This is a genomic window from Avibacterium endocarditidis (assembly GCF_002921145.1).
GTDB lineage: Bacteria > Pseudomonadota > Gammaproteobacteria > Enterobacterales > Pasteurellaceae > Avibacterium > Avibacterium endocarditidis.
In genome coordinates this window covers 1-17842 of sequence record NZ_PQVI01000123.1, presented here as the reverse complement: position 1 = coordinate 17842, position 17842 = coordinate 1, and the positions used below count along the sequence as shown (strand labels likewise).

The following is a 17842-nucleotide window of genomic DNA, read 5'->3' as shown; positions in this document are numbered from 1 at the left end:
AAAATCTGACCGCACTTTATTTTGAAGGGCAAAACAATAGGCCGCTTGTCGCAGCCCATTGCGTGATTAGGCTTTTTTCAGAAACTCTGATTTTAATGAGAAACTTTGACCGTCAATTTTGCAATCGACATCGTGATCGCCATCAACTAAGCGAATGTTTTTGGCTTTTGTGCCTTTTTTCAACACAATAGATGAACCTTTCACTTTTAAATCTTTAATCAAAATCACACTATCGCCGTCTTGTAGTGGATTGCCGTTACTGTCTTTTACCACTTTTTCTTCTGTGTCATTTTCTTCCTCGCCAGACCACTCATAAGCACAGTCAGGGCAAACAAAATTTAAACCATCGTGATACACATATTCGCCTTGGCATTTTGGGCAGATTGTTTGTTCCATTTTTTCCTCTTATATAAATTTCAATATAAACAATCAGTTATGTTTTTTTCTGATTGAATAACTGGGATGAGAGCGAAGTATAACAAACAAATCTCTTTCGCTGTAATGATTTTTAAGATGTCAGAAAGGGGAATTTTCGCTAAACTAAGGGCTTTTTAGCGAGGAACAAAATGAAAAAAACAGTTTTATTACTTGGGCTTAGCGCATTATTAAGCAGTGCTCATAGTCAGGCACACAATCTGCAACTGAATGCAACGCTCCCTGCGGTAAGCGTAGCGGATAAAGGCGAGCTTGTGGTGAAAAATCAAGAGGTGAGTGCAAAACCTTGGCAATCTGCCCAGCTTAAAGGTAAGGTTCGAGTGTTGCAGCATATTGCAGGGCGAAGCGCAGTAAAAGAAAAAAATTTAGCTTTAATGGACGCAATTAAAGCGCAACATTTTAATGGCACGCAATATCAAACCACAAATATTATCAACGCAGATGATGCAATTTTTGGTACGGGCGCTTTTGTGCGGAGCAGCGCCGAAAAAGCGAAAAAAGAAAATGCCCATAGTCAAATTGTGCTGGATAATCAAAGTGCGGTAGAAAAATGCGTGGAAATTAAAAGAGAAAGAAAGTTTGATCGTGGTGTTGGATAAAAATGGCAAAGTGAAGTTTGTTCACGAGGGGAAACTTTCTTCTGCACAGATTGATGAAGTATTGAGTTTAGTCAACAGTCTGTTGAAAAATCAGTAATCATTTTGAAAAAATAGCCGATTAATCGGCTATTTTCATAGAGTTAATGCGGTTTTCGGCAAGTATTTATTTTCTGTAAAAGTTGCTGAACTTCAGGATCATTAAAAATTTCTGTAACATTCTGGCTTAAGCGTCTTCGCCAGTTAGGATATTGGGTGCTTGTTCCCGGAATATTTACGGGATCAGACATATTTATCCAATCTTCAGGTTGAAGCCCTAGCAAAGCACTTTCCACCTGCCCCACATAGGTTTGTAGTTGATGATTAAATTTTTACTAATTGGGGAGGATAAATCTTTTGGCTGATCAGGATCAACTCCCGCCTCTGTTAGACGAGCTAAAATTTTGGCTTTAGCTTCCTGACGTTGTTGTTGCAATATCGCCAAAATTTTTTCATTTGGATAAATGCCATAACGCTGTCCAAGTTCAAAATCATAGCCTCGCCAATAACCATCAATAGTTGGCAGATCGTGCGTACTTAAGGTTGTCATTGCCTGATAAGGATAATCGGCTAAATCTCGGCTTTTTCCTTGTTCATCAAATTCAAAATAAAATACTTTATAAGATAAAATCCCCGCGTTTTTGAGTTTACTCACGATGGCTTTCGGAACTGTACCCAGATCTTCCCCGATAATAAGTGCTTTGTGTCGATGGCTTTCTAAGGCAAGAATGGCGATCAGATCATCAACAGGATAACGAATATATGCTCCATCTTGTGCTTGTCCATTCTTAGGAATCCACCACAGTCGTAGCAGTGACATAATATGATCGATACGCAGTGCACCACAATGATTCAAATTTGATTGTACGAGATCAATAAAGGGTTGATAGGCTCGCTGCTGCAAAATATGTGGATTGAGCGGCGATAAGCCCCAGTTTTGCCCTTGTGGCGCTAAAATATCAGGAGGTGCGCCAATGCTGGCTTTTAAGCAATAAAGTTGCTTATCACACCAAGTTTCTGCGCCTTGATCGGAAACGCCAACAGCGAGATCTCGATAAAGCCCGATAGGCATTTTAAGGTTTTGCAGAGTTCATCGCATTCTTTGAGCTGAGTTTCCGCAATAAATTGTAACCACGCATAAAAGCGAATATCTGCTTGGTGGGTTTGCTGGAAGTGTGCGACCGTTTCGCTATGATAATCCTGATATTGCGTAGCCCAATAATTCCAACCCCATTGTTCAGGGAATTGCTCACTGAGATGTTGATGAAGTGCATCAAAAGTGGCTTGAATAATGAGGCTTTCCCCTTTTTGTTGGAGGAATTGCTCAAAATCAGCTTGGCGATCAGAATTTGCCTGTTGTTGGAAAAAAGAGAAAGCAAGTCGTAGCCCTTCGAGTTTTAATGCCATGACTTCTCTGTACTGAATATGGCTTGCTGTGCGTAATTTTTCTAAAGTTTGTTGAATTTGTGGCTGCTGAAACCATTGCTGTGCTGGCTGGCTTTGCTGAAATTCAGGCAATGTATTGAGATCAACATAAAGAATATTGAGCCATCTTCTTGATGATGGGCTATAAGGGCTAGCACTTTCAGGGTTAGCAGGAAAAAGAGCGTGAATGGGGTTTAGCCCAACAAAATCCGCGCCAGTTGCGGCAATTTCACGCAAAAATTGTTTAAGATCGCCAAAATCACCAACGCCCCAATTATGCTCAGATTTTAAACTATATAATTGGATAAATGATCCCCAAAGTTTTTTACCTTGTACCATTTCTTGAGGTTGATAACAACGTTTTGGGGCAATAATAATACGGCAAGAATAGGTTTTTGTTCCTATTGCTAAGGTTAAATCGTGATAGCCCAACGGCAAATTTTGAGGAAATAAATGGTATTGCGTTTTACTTTCCCAGTGATTTCCCCTTGTTGATTTTCAAGTTGAAGACACCAATTTCCTTGCAAATTTTTCTTTAAATCGGTGCGATGGAGTTTTAAAAAGTGCGGTGCTTTTTAAAGAATTTTACGGGTGGTAAAATTGCCGAATAAGAATGGGTATTACCTGAAAATGCGTTGAATAATTGATGTTGCGTTTGGAGGCTAGCTTGTTTTTTTTATCCCTTGTTCGTTGTAGAAATAAGGCATTATGCCAGCTTGTTGAAACCGCTTTGTTAATCTTTTCATGATACTGCTTCCTGTTTTATCGTGCTGCCACGCATAAAAATGCGTGGCCAATCCATTATTTTTTTAACCAAATGCGTGATTGATAGTCACGGATAGAACGATCTGAGCTGAATTTTCCAAGTCGTGCTGTGTTTAAAATGGCACTGCGTAGCCATGCGTCACGATCTAAATAAGCCTGACCAATACGCTCTTGAGCTTGTCGATAGCTCTCAAAATCAGCAAAAACAAGGAAAGGATCGTGCTCGAGTAGACTGTCTAACATCAGATTAAAGGTGTTTTATCCCCCTTGCTGGCTTTGCCTTTGGCTAAAAAATCCACCGCATTTTTAAGACAGGATCATTGCGATAGTAAGTTTTCGGCGAATAGCCTTCTGCTAATAGTGTTTGAATACTTTCAACAGTATGTCCAAAGAGGAAAATGTGTTCTTGTCCTACCATTTCAGCAATTTCAACATTTGCCCCATCAAGAGTCCCTAAGGTTAATGCGCCATTTAATGCGAGCTTCATATTTCCTGTCCCTGAGGCTTCTTTCCCTGCCATTGATATTTGTTCGGAAATATCCGCCGCTGGGATAATTTTTTCTGCTAGCGATACACGATAATCAGGTAAAAACGCCACTTGTAGCTTATCTTTCATCTGTTTATCGTTATTGATGATCTCTGCGACATTGTTAATGGCGTGAATAATATTTTTCGCCAAATAATAGCCCGGTGCCGCTTTGCCTGAAAAAACAAAGAGCCTTGGTGTGTAATCTTTATTCGGATTATCTTTTAACCATTGATAGGTGGCGATAATATTTAATAAATTCAAATGCTGGCGTTTGTATTCGTGGAAACGCTTAATTTGCACATCAAAAATCGCATCTGGATTGACTGATAAGCTAAGCGTTTGCTCAATTTCTCTGGCAAGAGCCGCTTTGTTTTGCTGTTTTATATGCCAATAAGCCTCGCGGAAGTTGACATCATCAACCACATTTTCCACTTGGTGAAGTAACTCAAGATCTTTTTTCCAATCGCCTTTGACGGTTTGATCGAGCAACTGGCTTAATGCAGGGTTAGCTTGTTGGATCCAACGTCTTGGGGTAATACCATTGGTAACATTGCAGAATTTTGTTGGGAAAAGTTGATGATATTCTGGGAAAAGCTGACTAACCAACAAATCAGAATGAATTTGAGCAACACCATTTACCGCAAAACAACTCACTACGCAAAGATTTGCCATTCTCACTCGGTAATCAAACAAAATCGCCAGTTTTTCCCATACTTTGGCATCATCGCCAAATTGTGCTTTCACTTGTTGATGGAAAAGGTGATTAATTTTTTCCACAATTTTAAAGTGACGTGGCAATAATTGTTTGAATAGGCGTTGATCCCATTGTTCTAGTGCTTCTGGCAACAAGGTGTGATTGGTGTAAGCGAAACTTTGTTGGCAAATAGACCACGCTTGTTGCCAAGTGAGTTGATACTCATCAAGTAAAATCCGCATTAATTCAGGGATAGCGAGGGTTGGGTGTGTGTCATTAAGCTGAATGACTTGACGTTTCGGAAATTCTTCTAGCGAGAAGCCTTGTGCTAAATGGCGAGAAAGAATATCAGCCACAGAACAAGCACAATGGAAATATTGCTGCATTAAGCGTAACTGTTGTCCTGCACGATGATTATCGTTCGGGTATAGCACCTGTGTAAGTGCGGTGCTTTTTATTAAGGTTTTTTCCGCTGCGACAAATTTGCCCTCATTAAACTGGTTTAAATCAAAAGATTGTGGGCTGTCTGCTTGCCAGAGGCGTAGCTGTTGGATTACGTCATTTTGATAGCCCACAATCGGCAGATCAAAAGCTTTGCCTTCAATGGTTAATTTAGGTTTCCATTCATATCTATCTTCCCCAAGGGAAATAATTTTACCGCCAAAATGCACTTGTTGGGTTTTGCTTGGATTATAGCGATGCCAAGGATATTGATTTCTTCCCCATTCATCGCCACTTTCTACTTGTTTTCCATCTTGGAAAGCCTGTTTAAACAGCCCATATTGATAATGCAGCCCATAGCCTGTCGCCGCTTGCCCTAGCGTTGCCATGGAATCTAAAAAACAGGCGGCTAAGCGTCCCAATCCGCCATTGCCTAAAGCAGGATCACGTTCTTGCTCCAGAACATCGACTAGCTCAATCTGATACTGGGCTAAATAGGCTTTGATCGCTTCATAATAGCCCAAATTCATCAGGTTATTCCCCGTGAGGCGACCAATGAGAAATTCCATTGAGAGATAATTAATATGGCGTTGCTCATCAACCTTGCCTTGCGGCTTGTGATATGCCATTTCAAGCACCGTACGAGCGATAACTTGATACCATTGCTCAAGGGTAAATTGTTGCGGCGAACTAAGTTCAAAAAAACGGCAGTATTTTTGTACATTATTATCAAATAACGCCATTTCATTTGTATGAGAAATAGACATAAAAACTCCTTTTAAGGCATAAATTAAACATTCTTCTTGTTTTATTATGCTCGGCAGGAGAAAAAATAAATCCTCCTTGTTATAATCTTGTCAGTATGACGAGTAGGAAGTAATTTCTTATTTGGGGGAGGAGAACTCCAAAAGACATCTTTCATCAACAAAAGGGTTATTAACAATGTTAATTCCATCAAAACTTATTTGTTCTTACCGCCTACAAAATAGCGTAACCAGAACCAATTTACTATCCTTGCTAGAACAGGCTTCAGATTATCCTTTAGTACTGATTACCGCTCCCGCAGGTTATGGCAAAACTACGTTGATTTCTCAATGGGCAAAGGATAAACCGCATCTAGGTTGGTATTCTTTAGATGAAAGCGATAATCAAACGGAGCGGTTTGCAGGCTACTTTTGTGCGGCATTAGCGAGAGCTACCAACAACCACATTCACAATGAAGACAATCCGCCCTATTCCAATTTGTTTTCACTGTTTAATCAGTTGTTGGTCAATCTTGCTTCCTACGAACAGCCATTTTATCTGGTGATTGATGATTATCATTTAATTGAAAACGAAGAAATTCACGACGCATTAAAATATTGGATCAAACATCAGCCGCCTGCAATGACTCTCATTTTGATTTCACGTTCTCAGCCGCCATTAGGTTTAGCCAGTTTAAGAGTGCAAGAACAATTATTAGAAATTAATGCCCATCAACTGCCTTTTTCTCATCAAGAAAGTATTGCGTTTTTCCAATCTCGTTTAGAAGATCCCTTAACGGAACAAGAAATTACCGCACTTTGTGATGAGGTGGAGGGCTGGCCGACGGCGTTACAACTCATCAGCCTTTCTGCCAAACAGCAGAAAAGTACTCTACAAGATATTGCTAAACGCCTTTCCCATCATAGTTTTCACATCAATGATTACTTAAATGACGAAGTGCTTGCCCCTGTGGATCAAGCGACTAGACAATTTATTTTGCGTTGCTCCATTCTGCGTTCAATGAACGAAACTCTCGTGGCTGAAGTAACGGGCGAAACAGAGAGCCGATTTATTTTAGAACGGCTAGAAAAACAAGGGCTATTTTTACAACGAATGGAAAGCGATGATAATTGGTGGCGTTTTCACCCGCTTTTTGCCTCCTTCTTAGCCCATTGTAGCCAACGTGAGTTGGCAAATGAAATGCCCACCTTGCACCAACAAGCGGCACAAGGTTGGCTCGCACAAGGCTATGTTACCGAAGCCCTCTACCACGCTAGCTTATTAGAAAACAAACAATTATTGTTGCAAATTTTATCGCAAAACGGCTGGCAATTATTCCACCAAGGGGAACTCAAATTATTAGAACAAAGTCTAGAACATCTTGATGATACATGGCTTGCCGCCTACCCTAATCTAGTATTATTAAAAGCGTGGCTTGCCCAAAGCCAACATCGACATAGTGAAGTGGCTGGCATTTTTGCCCATTTTGAACAACAGAACATCGATCTCAGCCCTGAAAATCAAGCGGAATTTGACGTGTTGCTCGCCCAAGTCGCCATAAATTCAGGCGATGAAAACACCGCACTTTCACTTGCCTCCAATGCATTAAATCGCCTTGCTGACAACGCCCACTATGCCAAAATTGTTGCCACCTCCATTATTGGCGAGGCGTGGCACGTTAAAGGCAATTTCGCCGATGCCATTACAATGTTACAAAAAGCGGAAAAAATGGCTCGTCAGTATCACACATCTCATAATGTATTATGGACATTGCTACAACAGTCTGAGATTTTGATTGCACAAGGTTTCTTGCAAGCTGGCTACGATATGCTAAATAAAGCCTCGCGGTTTGTGAAAGAAAACCACTTACAGCAAATTCCAATGTATGAATTTTTGCTCCGTTTGAAAGGACAAATTTTGTGGGATTGGTATGACTTAGATAAAGCTGAAGCTATGGCAACAGCGGGAATTTCAGTGTTAGATAGCGAAAAGGCAAAGCTGCAATGCCTTGCGATTTTATGCAAAATTTCTCTTGTTCGAGGCGATATAGATAACGCCACTCGACAGCTAGAAAAAATCACTCAACTACAAAACGCACATCATTACCACAACGATTGGAACGCCAACGCTGATCAGGTCAAAATCGTGTTATGGCAAATGACCAATAATAGTCAAGCAGCTCAAAATTGGTTGATTCAAAACCAACCACCGAGCACGGATACCAATCATTTCAGCCAAGTACAATGGCGTAATATTGCCCGAGCCAAAATGCTCATTGGTGATTATGAAGAGGCCAAAAAGATTTTAGATAAATTGATCCAAACGGCGGAAAATTTGCAATTTATCAGTGATTTAAACCGTGCGTTAATTTTACGTAATCGCCTACATTTTCTCACCCATAACAAAGAGGCGGCAATGGCTGATCTTAGCCTTGGGCTTAGCCTCACCAAGCAGACCAATTTTATCAGCGTCTTTGTTTTGGAAGGAGAAATAATGGCACAACAAATTCGCCAATTACTCGCTCAAAACAGCCTAGATGAATTAGTTGCTCATAAAGCCCAATTTATCTTACGCCACATAAACCAATATTATCGACATAAATTCGCCCATTTTGATGAAGAATTTGTCGCACAATTATTAAAAAATCCGCAAGTGCCAGATTTGTTAAAAATCAGCCCTCTTACCCAAAGGGAATGGCAAGTACTAGGGTTAATTTATTCGGGATATAGTAACGAACAAATTTCTGATGAATTACAAGTCGCGATTACCACAATTAAAACGCACATTCGTAATTTATATCAAAAATTAGGTGTGGCAAATCGTAATGAAGCCATTCAATACACAAGGGAACTTTTGCAGTTGATGGGGTATAATTAAATTGTAATTAATCACCCAAATATCCTTGAAGAAAAATGAGAGGTCAAAAATATTATGGGAATTCTTGGACCACACGAAGATAAAGAGCTTGATTTGATGCTGAAAAATCAAAAACAACTCACTCTTTTTTATACTGATTACAATATTCCAGATGAATTCACCCCCTACTTAGAAAAGGGGGTATTCAAGCTGAAAACAGTTAAATTATTAGATTTTCAAGATAATCTTTTTCACTACTATATAATATATAATCCAAAACACTCGAATAAAGCGAGGTTATTTAAGAAAATACTCAAAAAAAATTATTATTCTTCTTTTAATGAAACCTATGAAAGAAAAATAGGAAAATTATTAGGGTACAAACGAGAAGATGTTGAATTTTTCATACAACATTTCAAACAATATTTACTCTCATTAAAAATTTAACGGATTAGAGTTCAAAAAAACCTTGTGCGGCTAGTACAAGGTTTTTTATTTGTCTTACAGATATTCAAAGTGCGGTCAGATTTTTCGCTATTTTTTTACTTTTTTCCCCTCAGGAATTAACCTTTTACACCACCTGCGGTTAAGCCACCTACAAGCCAACGTTGTGCCAATAAAAAGACAGCAGTGATAGGAATGGCGGAAAGCACAGCTGCGGCGGCAAAATCGCCCCATAAATAGTTTTGAGGATAAAGATATTGTTGCATACCTACCGCAAGGGTATAGCTTTCCACATCACGCAAGAGCAGTGAGGCGATTGGCACTTCTGTAATAGCTGCGATGAAAGATAAAATAAACACCACCGCCAAAATAGGGACAGAAAGCGGAAGCAAAATCAAGCGGAATGCCTGCCACGGCGTTGCACCATCTAATTCAGCAGCTTCTTCTAGTGAGCCATCGATGGTTTCAAAATATCCCTTGATCGTCCAAACGTGCAATGCAATGCCACCGAGATAGGCAAAAATCACGCCAGCGTGTGTGTTTAAACCGAGAAACGGAATGTATTGCCCGAGGCGGTCAAATAATGCATACAAGGCAACAAGAGAAAGTACGGCTGGGAACATTTGAAAAAAGCATTCCTTGCAATAACGTTTTTTTGCCTTTGAATTTCATTCTGGCGAAAGCGTAAGCACAGGTGGTGGAAAGTGCGACAATTCCCACTGAAGTCAGCGTTGCGACTTTCACCGAGTTCCAAAGCCAAAGTAATACGGGAAACGGCGGTGGGGTGATAGTGCCATCGGAATGCACCACATCAAACCCGAGGGCGAGTTTCCAGTGTTCCCAAGAGATTTCGTGCGGAATAATATCTCCAAGTGCCAAATTCCCCGGACGTAGCGAAATGCCAACCACCATCAATAATGGAAACATTATTAACGCAATAAACGCAATTAAGAAAAAATGGGTTGCCCATAGGCGATATCGTAAGGATTTTGCTTGAACAATAGCCATAATGCCTCCTAGTCAAATTTCATTTTTGTGGCTTTGATATTTAATAAAGCAAGCCCTGCGACTAATAAGAAAATGAGGGTTGCAATGGCAGCAGCGAGCCCGAAATCTTGGCTACCGCCGCCTTCAAATGCAATTCGGTAAGTGTAGCTCACTAAAAGATCCGTATGCCCTGCTGGTGTTGTTGTGCCGATCATATCTGGTCGCCCATTAGTTAATAACTGAATCAATACAAAATTGTTAAAATTAAAGGCGAAAGAGGCGATCATCAATGGTGTGAGTGGTTTTAACAATAGCGGTACGGTAATTTTATTAAAATTTTGCCAAGTTGAAGCGCCGTCCATTGCCGAAGCTTCATATAAATCGTTTGGAATCGCTTTTAATAATCCCATACATAAAATCATCATATAAGGGTAACCTAGCCAAGTATTTACGATTAAAATCATTACCTTAGCTAAGAACGGATCATTAAACCATTCAGGGCGAATGCCGAAAAGCTGGTTCAAGATCATATTGATTTCACCGAAACTTTGATTAAATAACCCTTTGAAAATTAAGATGGAAATAAATGCTGGAACGGCATAAGGCAGAATTAATAAAAGACGATAAATTGCCTTGCCTTTCAACGCTTCCCATTGCACAAGACTTGCGAAAATCATTCCTAAAATTACGGTGAAAAGAACTGTTAGCACTGAAAACACAATCGTCCAAATAAAGATTTGGATAAAAGGTTTTTGAATGCCTTCATCGGTGAAAATTTTAATGAAATTTGCGAATCCGATAGAAACAGTGAAACCCGGTTCTAACGTTTCCTTAAGCCAGTTGCCTTGAGAGTCAATTTGTTGAAAAAAGCCCGTATCAAAATTAGCTAAATAGATTTTTCCGTTTTCGTTATTAATGAGTTGATGCGTAGTTCCATCATAACGATAGCGTGGGCTTTGAGCAGAAAATTGACGTAATGAGCTCATTGTTAATGCTGAACCATTCGGCAAGATTAAAGTTATCGCTTGTAAGGCTTGGCGATTTTGCGTGATGGTTTTCAGCGGAGCCGCATTAATGTCTGGCAAATCTTGCTGGGCTAAATTAACTTGTGCGGGCACTAAAGATACAGGGTCGGAAAGAAAATATTCGCCATTATGAGATAAACCAATTTGATATTTTCCTTCAGTTTGTGGGTAGAGCTTGAAATCATATTTTTCGCCAGATAAATATTTCTGAGCGGTTAAAACGTTTAACGCACGCTCAAAGGAAAGCTGGTTTGTGCTGCTGTAATTGGTGAATGCGATGGCGATAGTGGCTACCAATGGAAACAAATAAAGATGATCATTCCCGTGATACCAGGATAGACATAACGCCACGCATAGGCTTTAGGACTGCTAAAAATATACACGCCAGAGGTAAGGATTACGAGAGTTAAAATCGCAAAAAGATACTCGCCTTGGGAATACATCAACATTACTGCATAAAAATCTAGCAGTAAAATAGCAATAATTAAAAGGTATCTGACAAAATGTCGCTGAGTTAGGTTGGGGCTTAAAAATGATGATCGCATACTACACCTCAAAAAACTGTGAAAAAAAGCACCGCACTTTTATTAACGCTTAGATTTAGCGCTTAGGTAAAAGGGGAGTAATTCTCCCCTAAGAAATTATTGTTGTTTTAAAATTCTTTCCTGAGCTTCATCAAGAGCTTGTTTCACCGTTTGACGACCATTCACCGCATTAGTAATCGCACTGCGTTCAGCGTACCAAAGGCGGACATTTGCGGAATGTTCGGCATAATTTCTCCGTTTTCCGCATTCGTCATCGTGGCAGCAATGCGAGGATCAACAGCAAGTTTCGCTTGATAAGATTTCAATGCAACAGCGCCTAATGGTTTGTCTTTATTCACTGCCTCTAAGCCTTCATCGGTTAAAAGATAATTTTCTAAGAACTCAACGGCAAGATCCTGATTTGGGCTTGCTGCATTAATTGCAGCACTTAATACACCAACAAAAGGCTTAGAAGGGTTGCCATTTAAAGTTGGGAGCACAGCCACGCCATAATTGATCCCACTTTTTTCAATGTTGCCCCATGACCAAGGTCCGTTGATGGTTAAGGCCGTTTCCCCTTTGTTGAAGCTAGCTTCCGCAACGGAATAGTCCATATCAGGATTGATCACTTTATCTTTTACTAAATTTAACCACAAATTGTAGGCCTTGTTGTGAGCCTTCATTATTTACACCAATATCTGTAGGATTGTAGAGTCCATTGGTAAATTTGAATGCATAGCCACCATTAGCCGCCACCACAGGCCAAGTGAAATAAGGTTCAGCAAGATTCCACATAATGGCATTTTTTTCCTTGGGATTTTAAGTTTTTATCCACTTCAATAACTTCTTCCCAAGTTTTAGGTGGGGATTTGATAAGATCTTTGTTATAGATTAACGAAAGGGATTCAATCGCCACAGGGTAAGAGATCACTTTGCCGTTATAGGTTTGTGCGTCCCACACGAAATCGGCAAATTTTTCTTTAAAGTCAGGGCTAGGGTGCAATTCGGCTAACAAACCTGCTTGTGCATATCCACCGAAACGATCGTGTGCCCAAAAAATAATGTCAGGTCCATCACCTGTTGCGGCAACTTGTGGGAATTTTTCTTCTAGCTTATCAGGGTGCTCTACAAGCACTGGAATGCCCGTGTCGGCTTCAAATTTTTTTCCGACTTCCGCTAAGCCGTTATAGCCTTTATCGCCGTTAATCCAAATAACCAGTTTTCCTTCTGTCATTTTTGCCATTACTGAGCCAGAAAAAACAAGACTTGCTAGCGTGCTTAGGGTAAAGGTCAATAAGGTTTTTTTCATAATATTACTTGATAAATTGTGAGTTAATAAAGGATTGCTGGTTTCATTATGCGTTAATTTTGTAATTTTTTATCCTCCTCCGTTCTCCTCCCCTGAATAAAATAAGCGTGTTATAGTAATTTCTTTTATTTATGTGATATGGCTCACAAAAATGAAAAAGAAAAATGTGATCGGTATCACCAAAATAACGATAAATAGCGCGTCTTTGGTAAGTAAAATCATTTTAGACGATTTTTTTTATCTAATCCTTAAAAAAATACCTAAGGGAGGATCTTTTTAAGGAAAAGATCAGTGAAGATAAGGCACACTGAATTATCCTAGCATTCAGATATAAACGCAAAATGAGGTTAAATATGGCAAAGGTATCCTTACGCAACGTGGGTAAATCCTACGGCAATGTACAGATTTCAACGGACATTAATTTAGAAATTGATGAAGGCGAATTTGTCGTTTTTGTTGGACCTTCTGGCTGTGGAAAATCCACCTTACTTAGAATGATCGCAGGGCTTGAAGACATCAGCACAGGGGATTTATACATCGGCGAAAAAAGAATGAATGATGTGCCGCCAGCCAAAAGAGGCATAGGAATGGTGTTTCAATCTTACGCCCTCTATCCTCATTTGAATGTGGCAGAAAATATGTCTTTTGGTTTGAAACTGGCTGGCGTGAGCAAAGCTGAACGTGAATCGCGGGTGAATCAAGTGGCAGAAGTATTACAACTTGCTCACTTACTTGATCGCAAACCGAAAGCCTTGTCGGGTGGGCAGCGACAACGTGTAGCAATCGGTCGAACCCTAGTTTCTCAGCCTGAAGTCTTTTTACTAGATGAACCTCTTTCCAATCTTGATGCTGCATTGCGGGTGCAGATGCGGGTAGAGATTTCCAAATTACACAAAAAAAAATTGAACCGCACTATGATTTACGTTACCCACGATCAAGTGGAGGCGATGACTCTTGCGGATAAAATCGTAGTATTAAAAGCTGGCGGAATTGCACAAGTTGGTAAACCACTTGAACTTTATCATTATCCAGCGAATCGTTTTGTTGCTGGTTTTATTGGCTCACCGAAAATGAATTTTTTGCCTGTTAAAGTAACTGGCGTTGAAAATGAGCGGGTCAGAGTCGAATTGCCTGATGCCAATCATCATAACTTTTGGATTCCTGTTCGCGGTGATGGTGTGAAAGTGGGAGATAACCTTTCCCTTGGTATTCGACCAGAGCATCTCGTTCCCTCCGAAAACGCCGAAGTGACTTTGCGAGGCAAAGTTCAAGTGGTCGAGTTATTGGGTAATGAAACGCAAATCCACCTAGAAATCCCTGAAATCAAACAACCTACATTAGTCTATCGCCAAAATGATGTGGTACTGGTGGATGAAGGTGCGGAGTTTGATATTGGGATCGTGCCAGAACGTTGTCATTTATTCAAAGAAAATGGCATAGCCTGCCCAAGGCTTTTTAAAGAAAAAGGTGTGTAGAAACGCTTTTATCACCGTTTAATCTCATAGTAAGACGAAGCAGCTAGCAGTATAAAGCGATACTGCAAACTGAAGCTATCCCACTTATTAAGAAATCAAACGGCGATATTTTCCTTTTCCTAACCTAAATTATTCTCAAGTGAGGTCGATTATGAAAAACGCAAAAACACGCATTGCAACCATTATTGCAGCAAATTTTATCGCACTGAGTGCGAATGCCGTTGATTTCCACGGCTATGCTCGTTCAGGTATTGGTTGGACATCAGGTGGCGGTGAGCAAACTGCTTTCACCGTAAACGGTGGTGGTTCAAAATATCGTTTAGGTAATGAAGCGGAAACCTATGCGGAATTTAAATTGGGGCAAGAGCTATTCAATGAGGGCAATAAATCCATTTATTTAGATTCCAATCTTGCCTATTCCATTAATCAGCAAGGCGATTGGGAAACCACCACGCCCGCCTTGCGTGAGATCAATGTACAATTTAAAAATTTCCTCGACAGCCTACCCGATGCCACTTTATGGGCGGGGAAACGTTTTTATCAACGCCACGATGTCCATCTTAATGACTTCTATTATTGGGATATTTCAGGCCCCGGTGCTGGGGTAGAGAATATTGATGTGGGCGTAGGGAAATTGTCTTTTGCCGTAACTCGCAATACCGAACGAGATAGTGCATATAGTTGGGAATATGTCGTAGATAAGGACGATAAGAATAAGAAGGAGTGGAAATACATTCGTCAGAAAGACGTGTATAACGATGTCTTTGATGTGCGTCTTGCCGATATTGCGGTGAATAAAAATGGCAAATTAGAAATCGGGCTAGATTACGGTAGTTCACATACTAAAAAGACGACTGATTATGCAAAAGGAGCGAGTAAAAACGGGTATATGCTCACCTTAGAACATACTCAAGGAGAATTTTTCGGCGGTTTCAACAAGTTCACCGTGCAATATGCCACTGACGCGATGACCTCTTGGAGTACGGGGCATTCTCAAGGCGGCTCAAATACCAATAAAGGGCATATGCTACGTTTAATCAATCAAGGCGTTGTCGCACCGTCAGATAAAGTGGAAGTGATGTATGCGTTAATTTACGAAAAAACCGATTTAGATAATCATCAAGGGAAAACCTGGTATTCCGCAGGCGTTCGCCCGATGTACAAATGGACTGACACAATGAGTACGCTGGTTGAAGTGGGTTATGATCGCATCAAAGATCAGCAAACAGGATTGAAAAATCAGCTAATGAAATACACCCTCGCCCAACAATGGCAAGCCGGTAGCAGTATTTGGGCAAGACCTGCAATCCGCGTGTTCGGGACTTATGCTCACTGGAATGATAAATTTAACACTCAACAGCGCACTGATGCAGGTTATAAAGCCAAAGATGGTGAATTTATCGCAGGCGTACAATTTGAAGCTTGGTGGTAATGTCAAATAGCTAAATTAATTTCATTCTTATACAACAAGTTGCTTACGAAGCTGTAATAATAGGCGACATCAGATTTTATGAAAATGAAAGCGGCTTAGCACCCTACATAGGCAAGCAAAAATTGCGAAAAAATCACCGCACTTTTGCTTGCCTAGTTCTAACAATAAACAGGCTTTTTTCAAACGAGGTAACAATGAAAAAGAGAATTTTTTTGACCGCACTTTTTGCTGCAACCCTTTTAACAACGCGTTCTATTTTGGCTGAAGAATTTTCTTTGCCATCGAAAAGTCTAACACAATTACATTGGCAAGATGTCGCTTTACCGCAGCAAGTAAAGATAGAACTGAATGCCTTACAAAAACAAGCGTTTACGCTTCCTTTTGCTGGAATCGAAAGCCCTATTGTTGCATACCGCTTACCTGCTAACCAAGGAACGATAGAAATCGAAATTGAAAGTGCGGTGCAAAATCAGCAAGTTTTTGTTCCGAATGTGGTGGTGTTGGATAGCCAATTCAATGTCGCCGCACATTATGATTCCAGCTATTTCAAATTACAAGAAGAACGCGGGCTAAAACCCAATCGCTTAGTCGCGACGTTAAATTTAACGCCAGTGAACCAAGGAACACTTTATTTATTAATTTACACCACAAAAGCGGATTTGGCGAAACAAACGCTTGTTCCTCACCCTTCAAAATTATTTGCTAAAGCTACAGGCAAGCAACCACCTGCGATTGCCGATATTCAAGTTGCACACAGCTTAAACGGCAAATTGACTATTGATTTCCAACCTGCAAATGGCACGAATTTTATCGGTTTAAATCAAATTTTAGGAGGAGAGAAAAAAGCGCCGACGGCAAGCACTGTAATTGCAAATCAAACGACAACACAATCATCACAGAATATAACAAATGGAAATAATGCAAAAGTTGAAAAGGAAACAGAAGCTTATTTTAATCAAGCCGTTCTCAAAGCATTAAAACAAAAAGACATTAACCGAGCCTTAAACCTTGTTAATGAAGCTGAAAAATTGGGATTAACAACGCCGAGAAAGTTATTTTTACAGAAAGTTTCTGCAAAATAATTCTTATCTGTCTTTTTCATTATTTACTGCACCAATAGGTGCAGTTTTTTTATGCTGTTAATGAAATAAATCCTGATGTAATGCTTGGAGCTGTGCCTTTTCGTTTTCAAGGGAAAGCCCATTTAGTGCATAGTCTAAATCTATTTTGGCTTGTTTTAGCGCGGCTTCGCGAATGGCTTGGTTGTCTGATTGTGTCCGTAGCACCGCGAGCGCTTTTTGTACTTTGATGTGAATTTCTAACATTGCGCTCCCATCGCGACAAATCGGCGTGAACGGTTGCAAAACAAGTTCTTGTTCATTGAGATTTAACATTGCCAGACGATCATATTTCACCTCTTGCTTTTCAGTTTTGCTATCAAGTAGTAAGCGCAATAAGACGCTAATCACTTTAATTGCCGTGCCGGGATCGTTCACCGCTTGAGATAAGGCACGTTGAGCTACTTCGCTTAACACAATCAAACCAAATTTCGGATCTTGTGCATAAGAGCGGTTGTTTTCGATGATAAAATTTTCTTGTAGCTGTACCATTTCTTCAATAGATTTATTGACATAAGCCAGTGGCATATCCGTATAAACCAATTTTCCCGGCTGAATGGCAATCTCAATTTCGCACTCATTTTTGTCAGCAAAATCTTGCAAATTTTGCATATTGATATGGCTTAAATAGCCTGTTTTATGGGCGTGGATCGCATAAGTAAAGCGGATTTTGTCAAGGGATTTCGCCCCCATATTGGGCTGTTGCCAATAATTATTTAGGGCTTGTTGTGAAGCCGTTTCAATTTTTTCTAAGGTATTATTTAATAGCCCGAGTTGCGATAAGGCACTCACCCAAGTAATTAAGGTGGTGATTAAATAAATCAGCACGCAAATCGTACCAACAAACAGCACAAAGCGCCCTGCTTCGTTGTAATACCCCATTCCGAGCGTGATTTTGGCAATCACCGCATACACAAAGGCGGAAATAAAACTTGAAATGGCAAGGCGAGTGGTATTGTCGCCCATCACCAATTCTGTGGCCCTTGGCGTTGCGCCGTTAGAAG

Annotated in this window: 7 protein-coding genes and 6 pseudogenes; 6 read left to right on the top strand and 7 right to left on the bottom strand. The window is 40.2% G+C overall.

The annotated features are described in order from the left end of the window. Nucleotides 1-66: 66 nt before the first annotated feature. Entirely contained in the window at nt 67-396 is a 330-nt protein-coding gene (locus C3Z13_RS09170) for a zinc ribbon domain-containing protein YjdM (protein ID WP_103853233.1), read from the bottom strand. A 170-nt stretch (nt 397-566) separates the two neighbouring features. On the opposite strand from C3Z13_RS09170, the pseudogene C3Z13_RS09165 reads away from it, so the two are divergent. Next, a pseudogene (locus tag C3Z13_RS09165) lies at nt 567-1131 on the top strand (YtfJ family protein). Between the two features lie 43 nt (nt 1132-1174). Here the strand turns inward: C3Z13_RS09165 and malQ are convergent. Both malQ and glgP read right to left on the bottom strand, forming a co-directional pair. After that, nucleotides 1175-3241: pseudogene (gene malQ / locus C3Z13_RS09160) on the bottom strand (4-alpha-glucanotransferase). Between the two features lie 55 nt (nt 3242-3296). After that, a pseudogene (glgP, locus tag C3Z13_RS09155) lies at nt 3297-5691 on the bottom strand (glycogen/starch/alpha-glucan family phosphorylase). A 175-nt stretch (nt 5692-5866) separates the two neighbouring features. Between glgP and malT the strand changes: the two are divergent. Together malT and C3Z13_RS09145 are read left to right on the top strand one after the other, a co-directional pair. Beyond that, the gene (gene malT, locus C3Z13_RS09150; RefSeq protein WP_103855711.1) at nt 5867-8545 is read left to right on the top strand and encodes an HTH-type transcriptional regulator MalT; all 2679 of its coding nucleotides are present in this window, start codon (nt 5867-5869) and stop codon (nt 8543-8545) included. 54 nt (nt 8546-8599) lie between these two features. Then, complete coding sequence (locus tag C3Z13_RS09145; protein ID WP_245872614.1) at nt 8600-8971, top strand: hemocin immunity protein; 372 nt, start codon at nt 8600-8602, stop codon at nt 8969-8971. A gap of 116 nt (nt 8972-9087) precedes the next feature. On the opposite strand, the pseudogene malG reads toward C3Z13_RS09145, so the two are convergent. The 3 pseudogenes from malG to malE form a co-directional block, all read right to left on the bottom strand. Beyond that, nucleotides 9088-9976, bottom strand: a pseudogene (malG, locus tag C3Z13_RS12425) (maltose ABC transporter permease MalG). An 8-nt stretch (nt 9977-9984) separates the two neighbouring features. Further along, nucleotides 9985-11525: pseudogene (gene malF / locus C3Z13_RS09135) on the bottom strand (maltose ABC transporter permease MalF). 96 nt (nt 11526-11621) lie between these two features. Beyond that, a pseudogene (malE, locus tag C3Z13_RS09130) lies at nt 11622-12813 on the bottom strand (maltose/maltodextrin ABC transporter substrate-binding protein MalE). A 353-nt stretch (nt 12814-13166) separates the two neighbouring features. Here malE and malK point away from each other — a divergent pair. From malK to malM, 3 genes are all read left to right on the top strand, one after another. Further along, a complete protein-coding gene (gene malK, locus C3Z13_RS09125) occupies nt 13167-14288 on the top strand; it encodes a maltose/maltodextrin ABC transporter ATP-binding protein MalK (protein ID WP_103855710.1) in 1122 nt (373 codons plus the stop codon). Between the two features lie 151 nt (nt 14289-14439). Next, nucleotides 14440-15720, top strand: coding sequence for a maltoporin (locus C3Z13_RS09120; RefSeq protein ID WP_103855709.1), 1281 nt, complete (start codon nt 14440-14442; stop codon nt 15718-15720). Between the two features lie 194 nt (nt 15721-15914). Then, on the top strand, nt 15915-16802 hold the full coding sequence (gene malM / locus C3Z13_RS09115; protein WP_103855708.1) for a maltose operon protein MalM: 888 nt from the start codon (nt 15915-15917) through the stop codon (nt 16800-16802). Between the two features lie 57 nt (nt 16803-16859). Here malM and C3Z13_RS09110 read toward each other — a convergent pair. After that, the coding region (locus C3Z13_RS09110; protein WP_103855707.1) for a DUF2254 domain-containing protein at nt 16860-17842 on the bottom strand (983 nt) is incomplete at its 5' end.

What these genes read in the sequence shown, in the direction of transcription:
- C3Z13_RS09170 (WP_103853233.1), bottom strand. Translation starts at nt 396, where the DNA reads ATGGAACAAACAATCTGCCCAAAATGCCAAGGCGAATATGTGTATCAC.
- malT (WP_103855711.1), top strand. Translation starts at nt 5,867, where the DNA reads ATGTTAATTCCATCAAAACTTATTTGTTCTTACCGCCTACAAAATAGC.
- C3Z13_RS09145 (WP_245872614.1), top strand. Translation starts at nt 8,600, where the DNA reads ATGGGAATTCTTGGACCACACGAAGATAAAGAGCTTGATTTGATGCTG.
- malK (WP_103855710.1), top strand. Translation starts at nt 13,167, where the DNA reads ATGGCAAAGGTATCCTTACGCAACGTGGGTAAATCCTACGGCAATGTA.
- C3Z13_RS09120 (WP_103855709.1), top strand. Translation starts at nt 14,440, where the DNA reads ATGAAAAACGCAAAAACACGCATTGCAACCATTATTGCAGCAAATTTT.
- malM (WP_103855708.1), top strand. Translation starts at nt 15,915, where the DNA reads ATGAAAAAGAGAATTTTTTTGACCGCACTTTTTGCTGCAACCCTTTTA.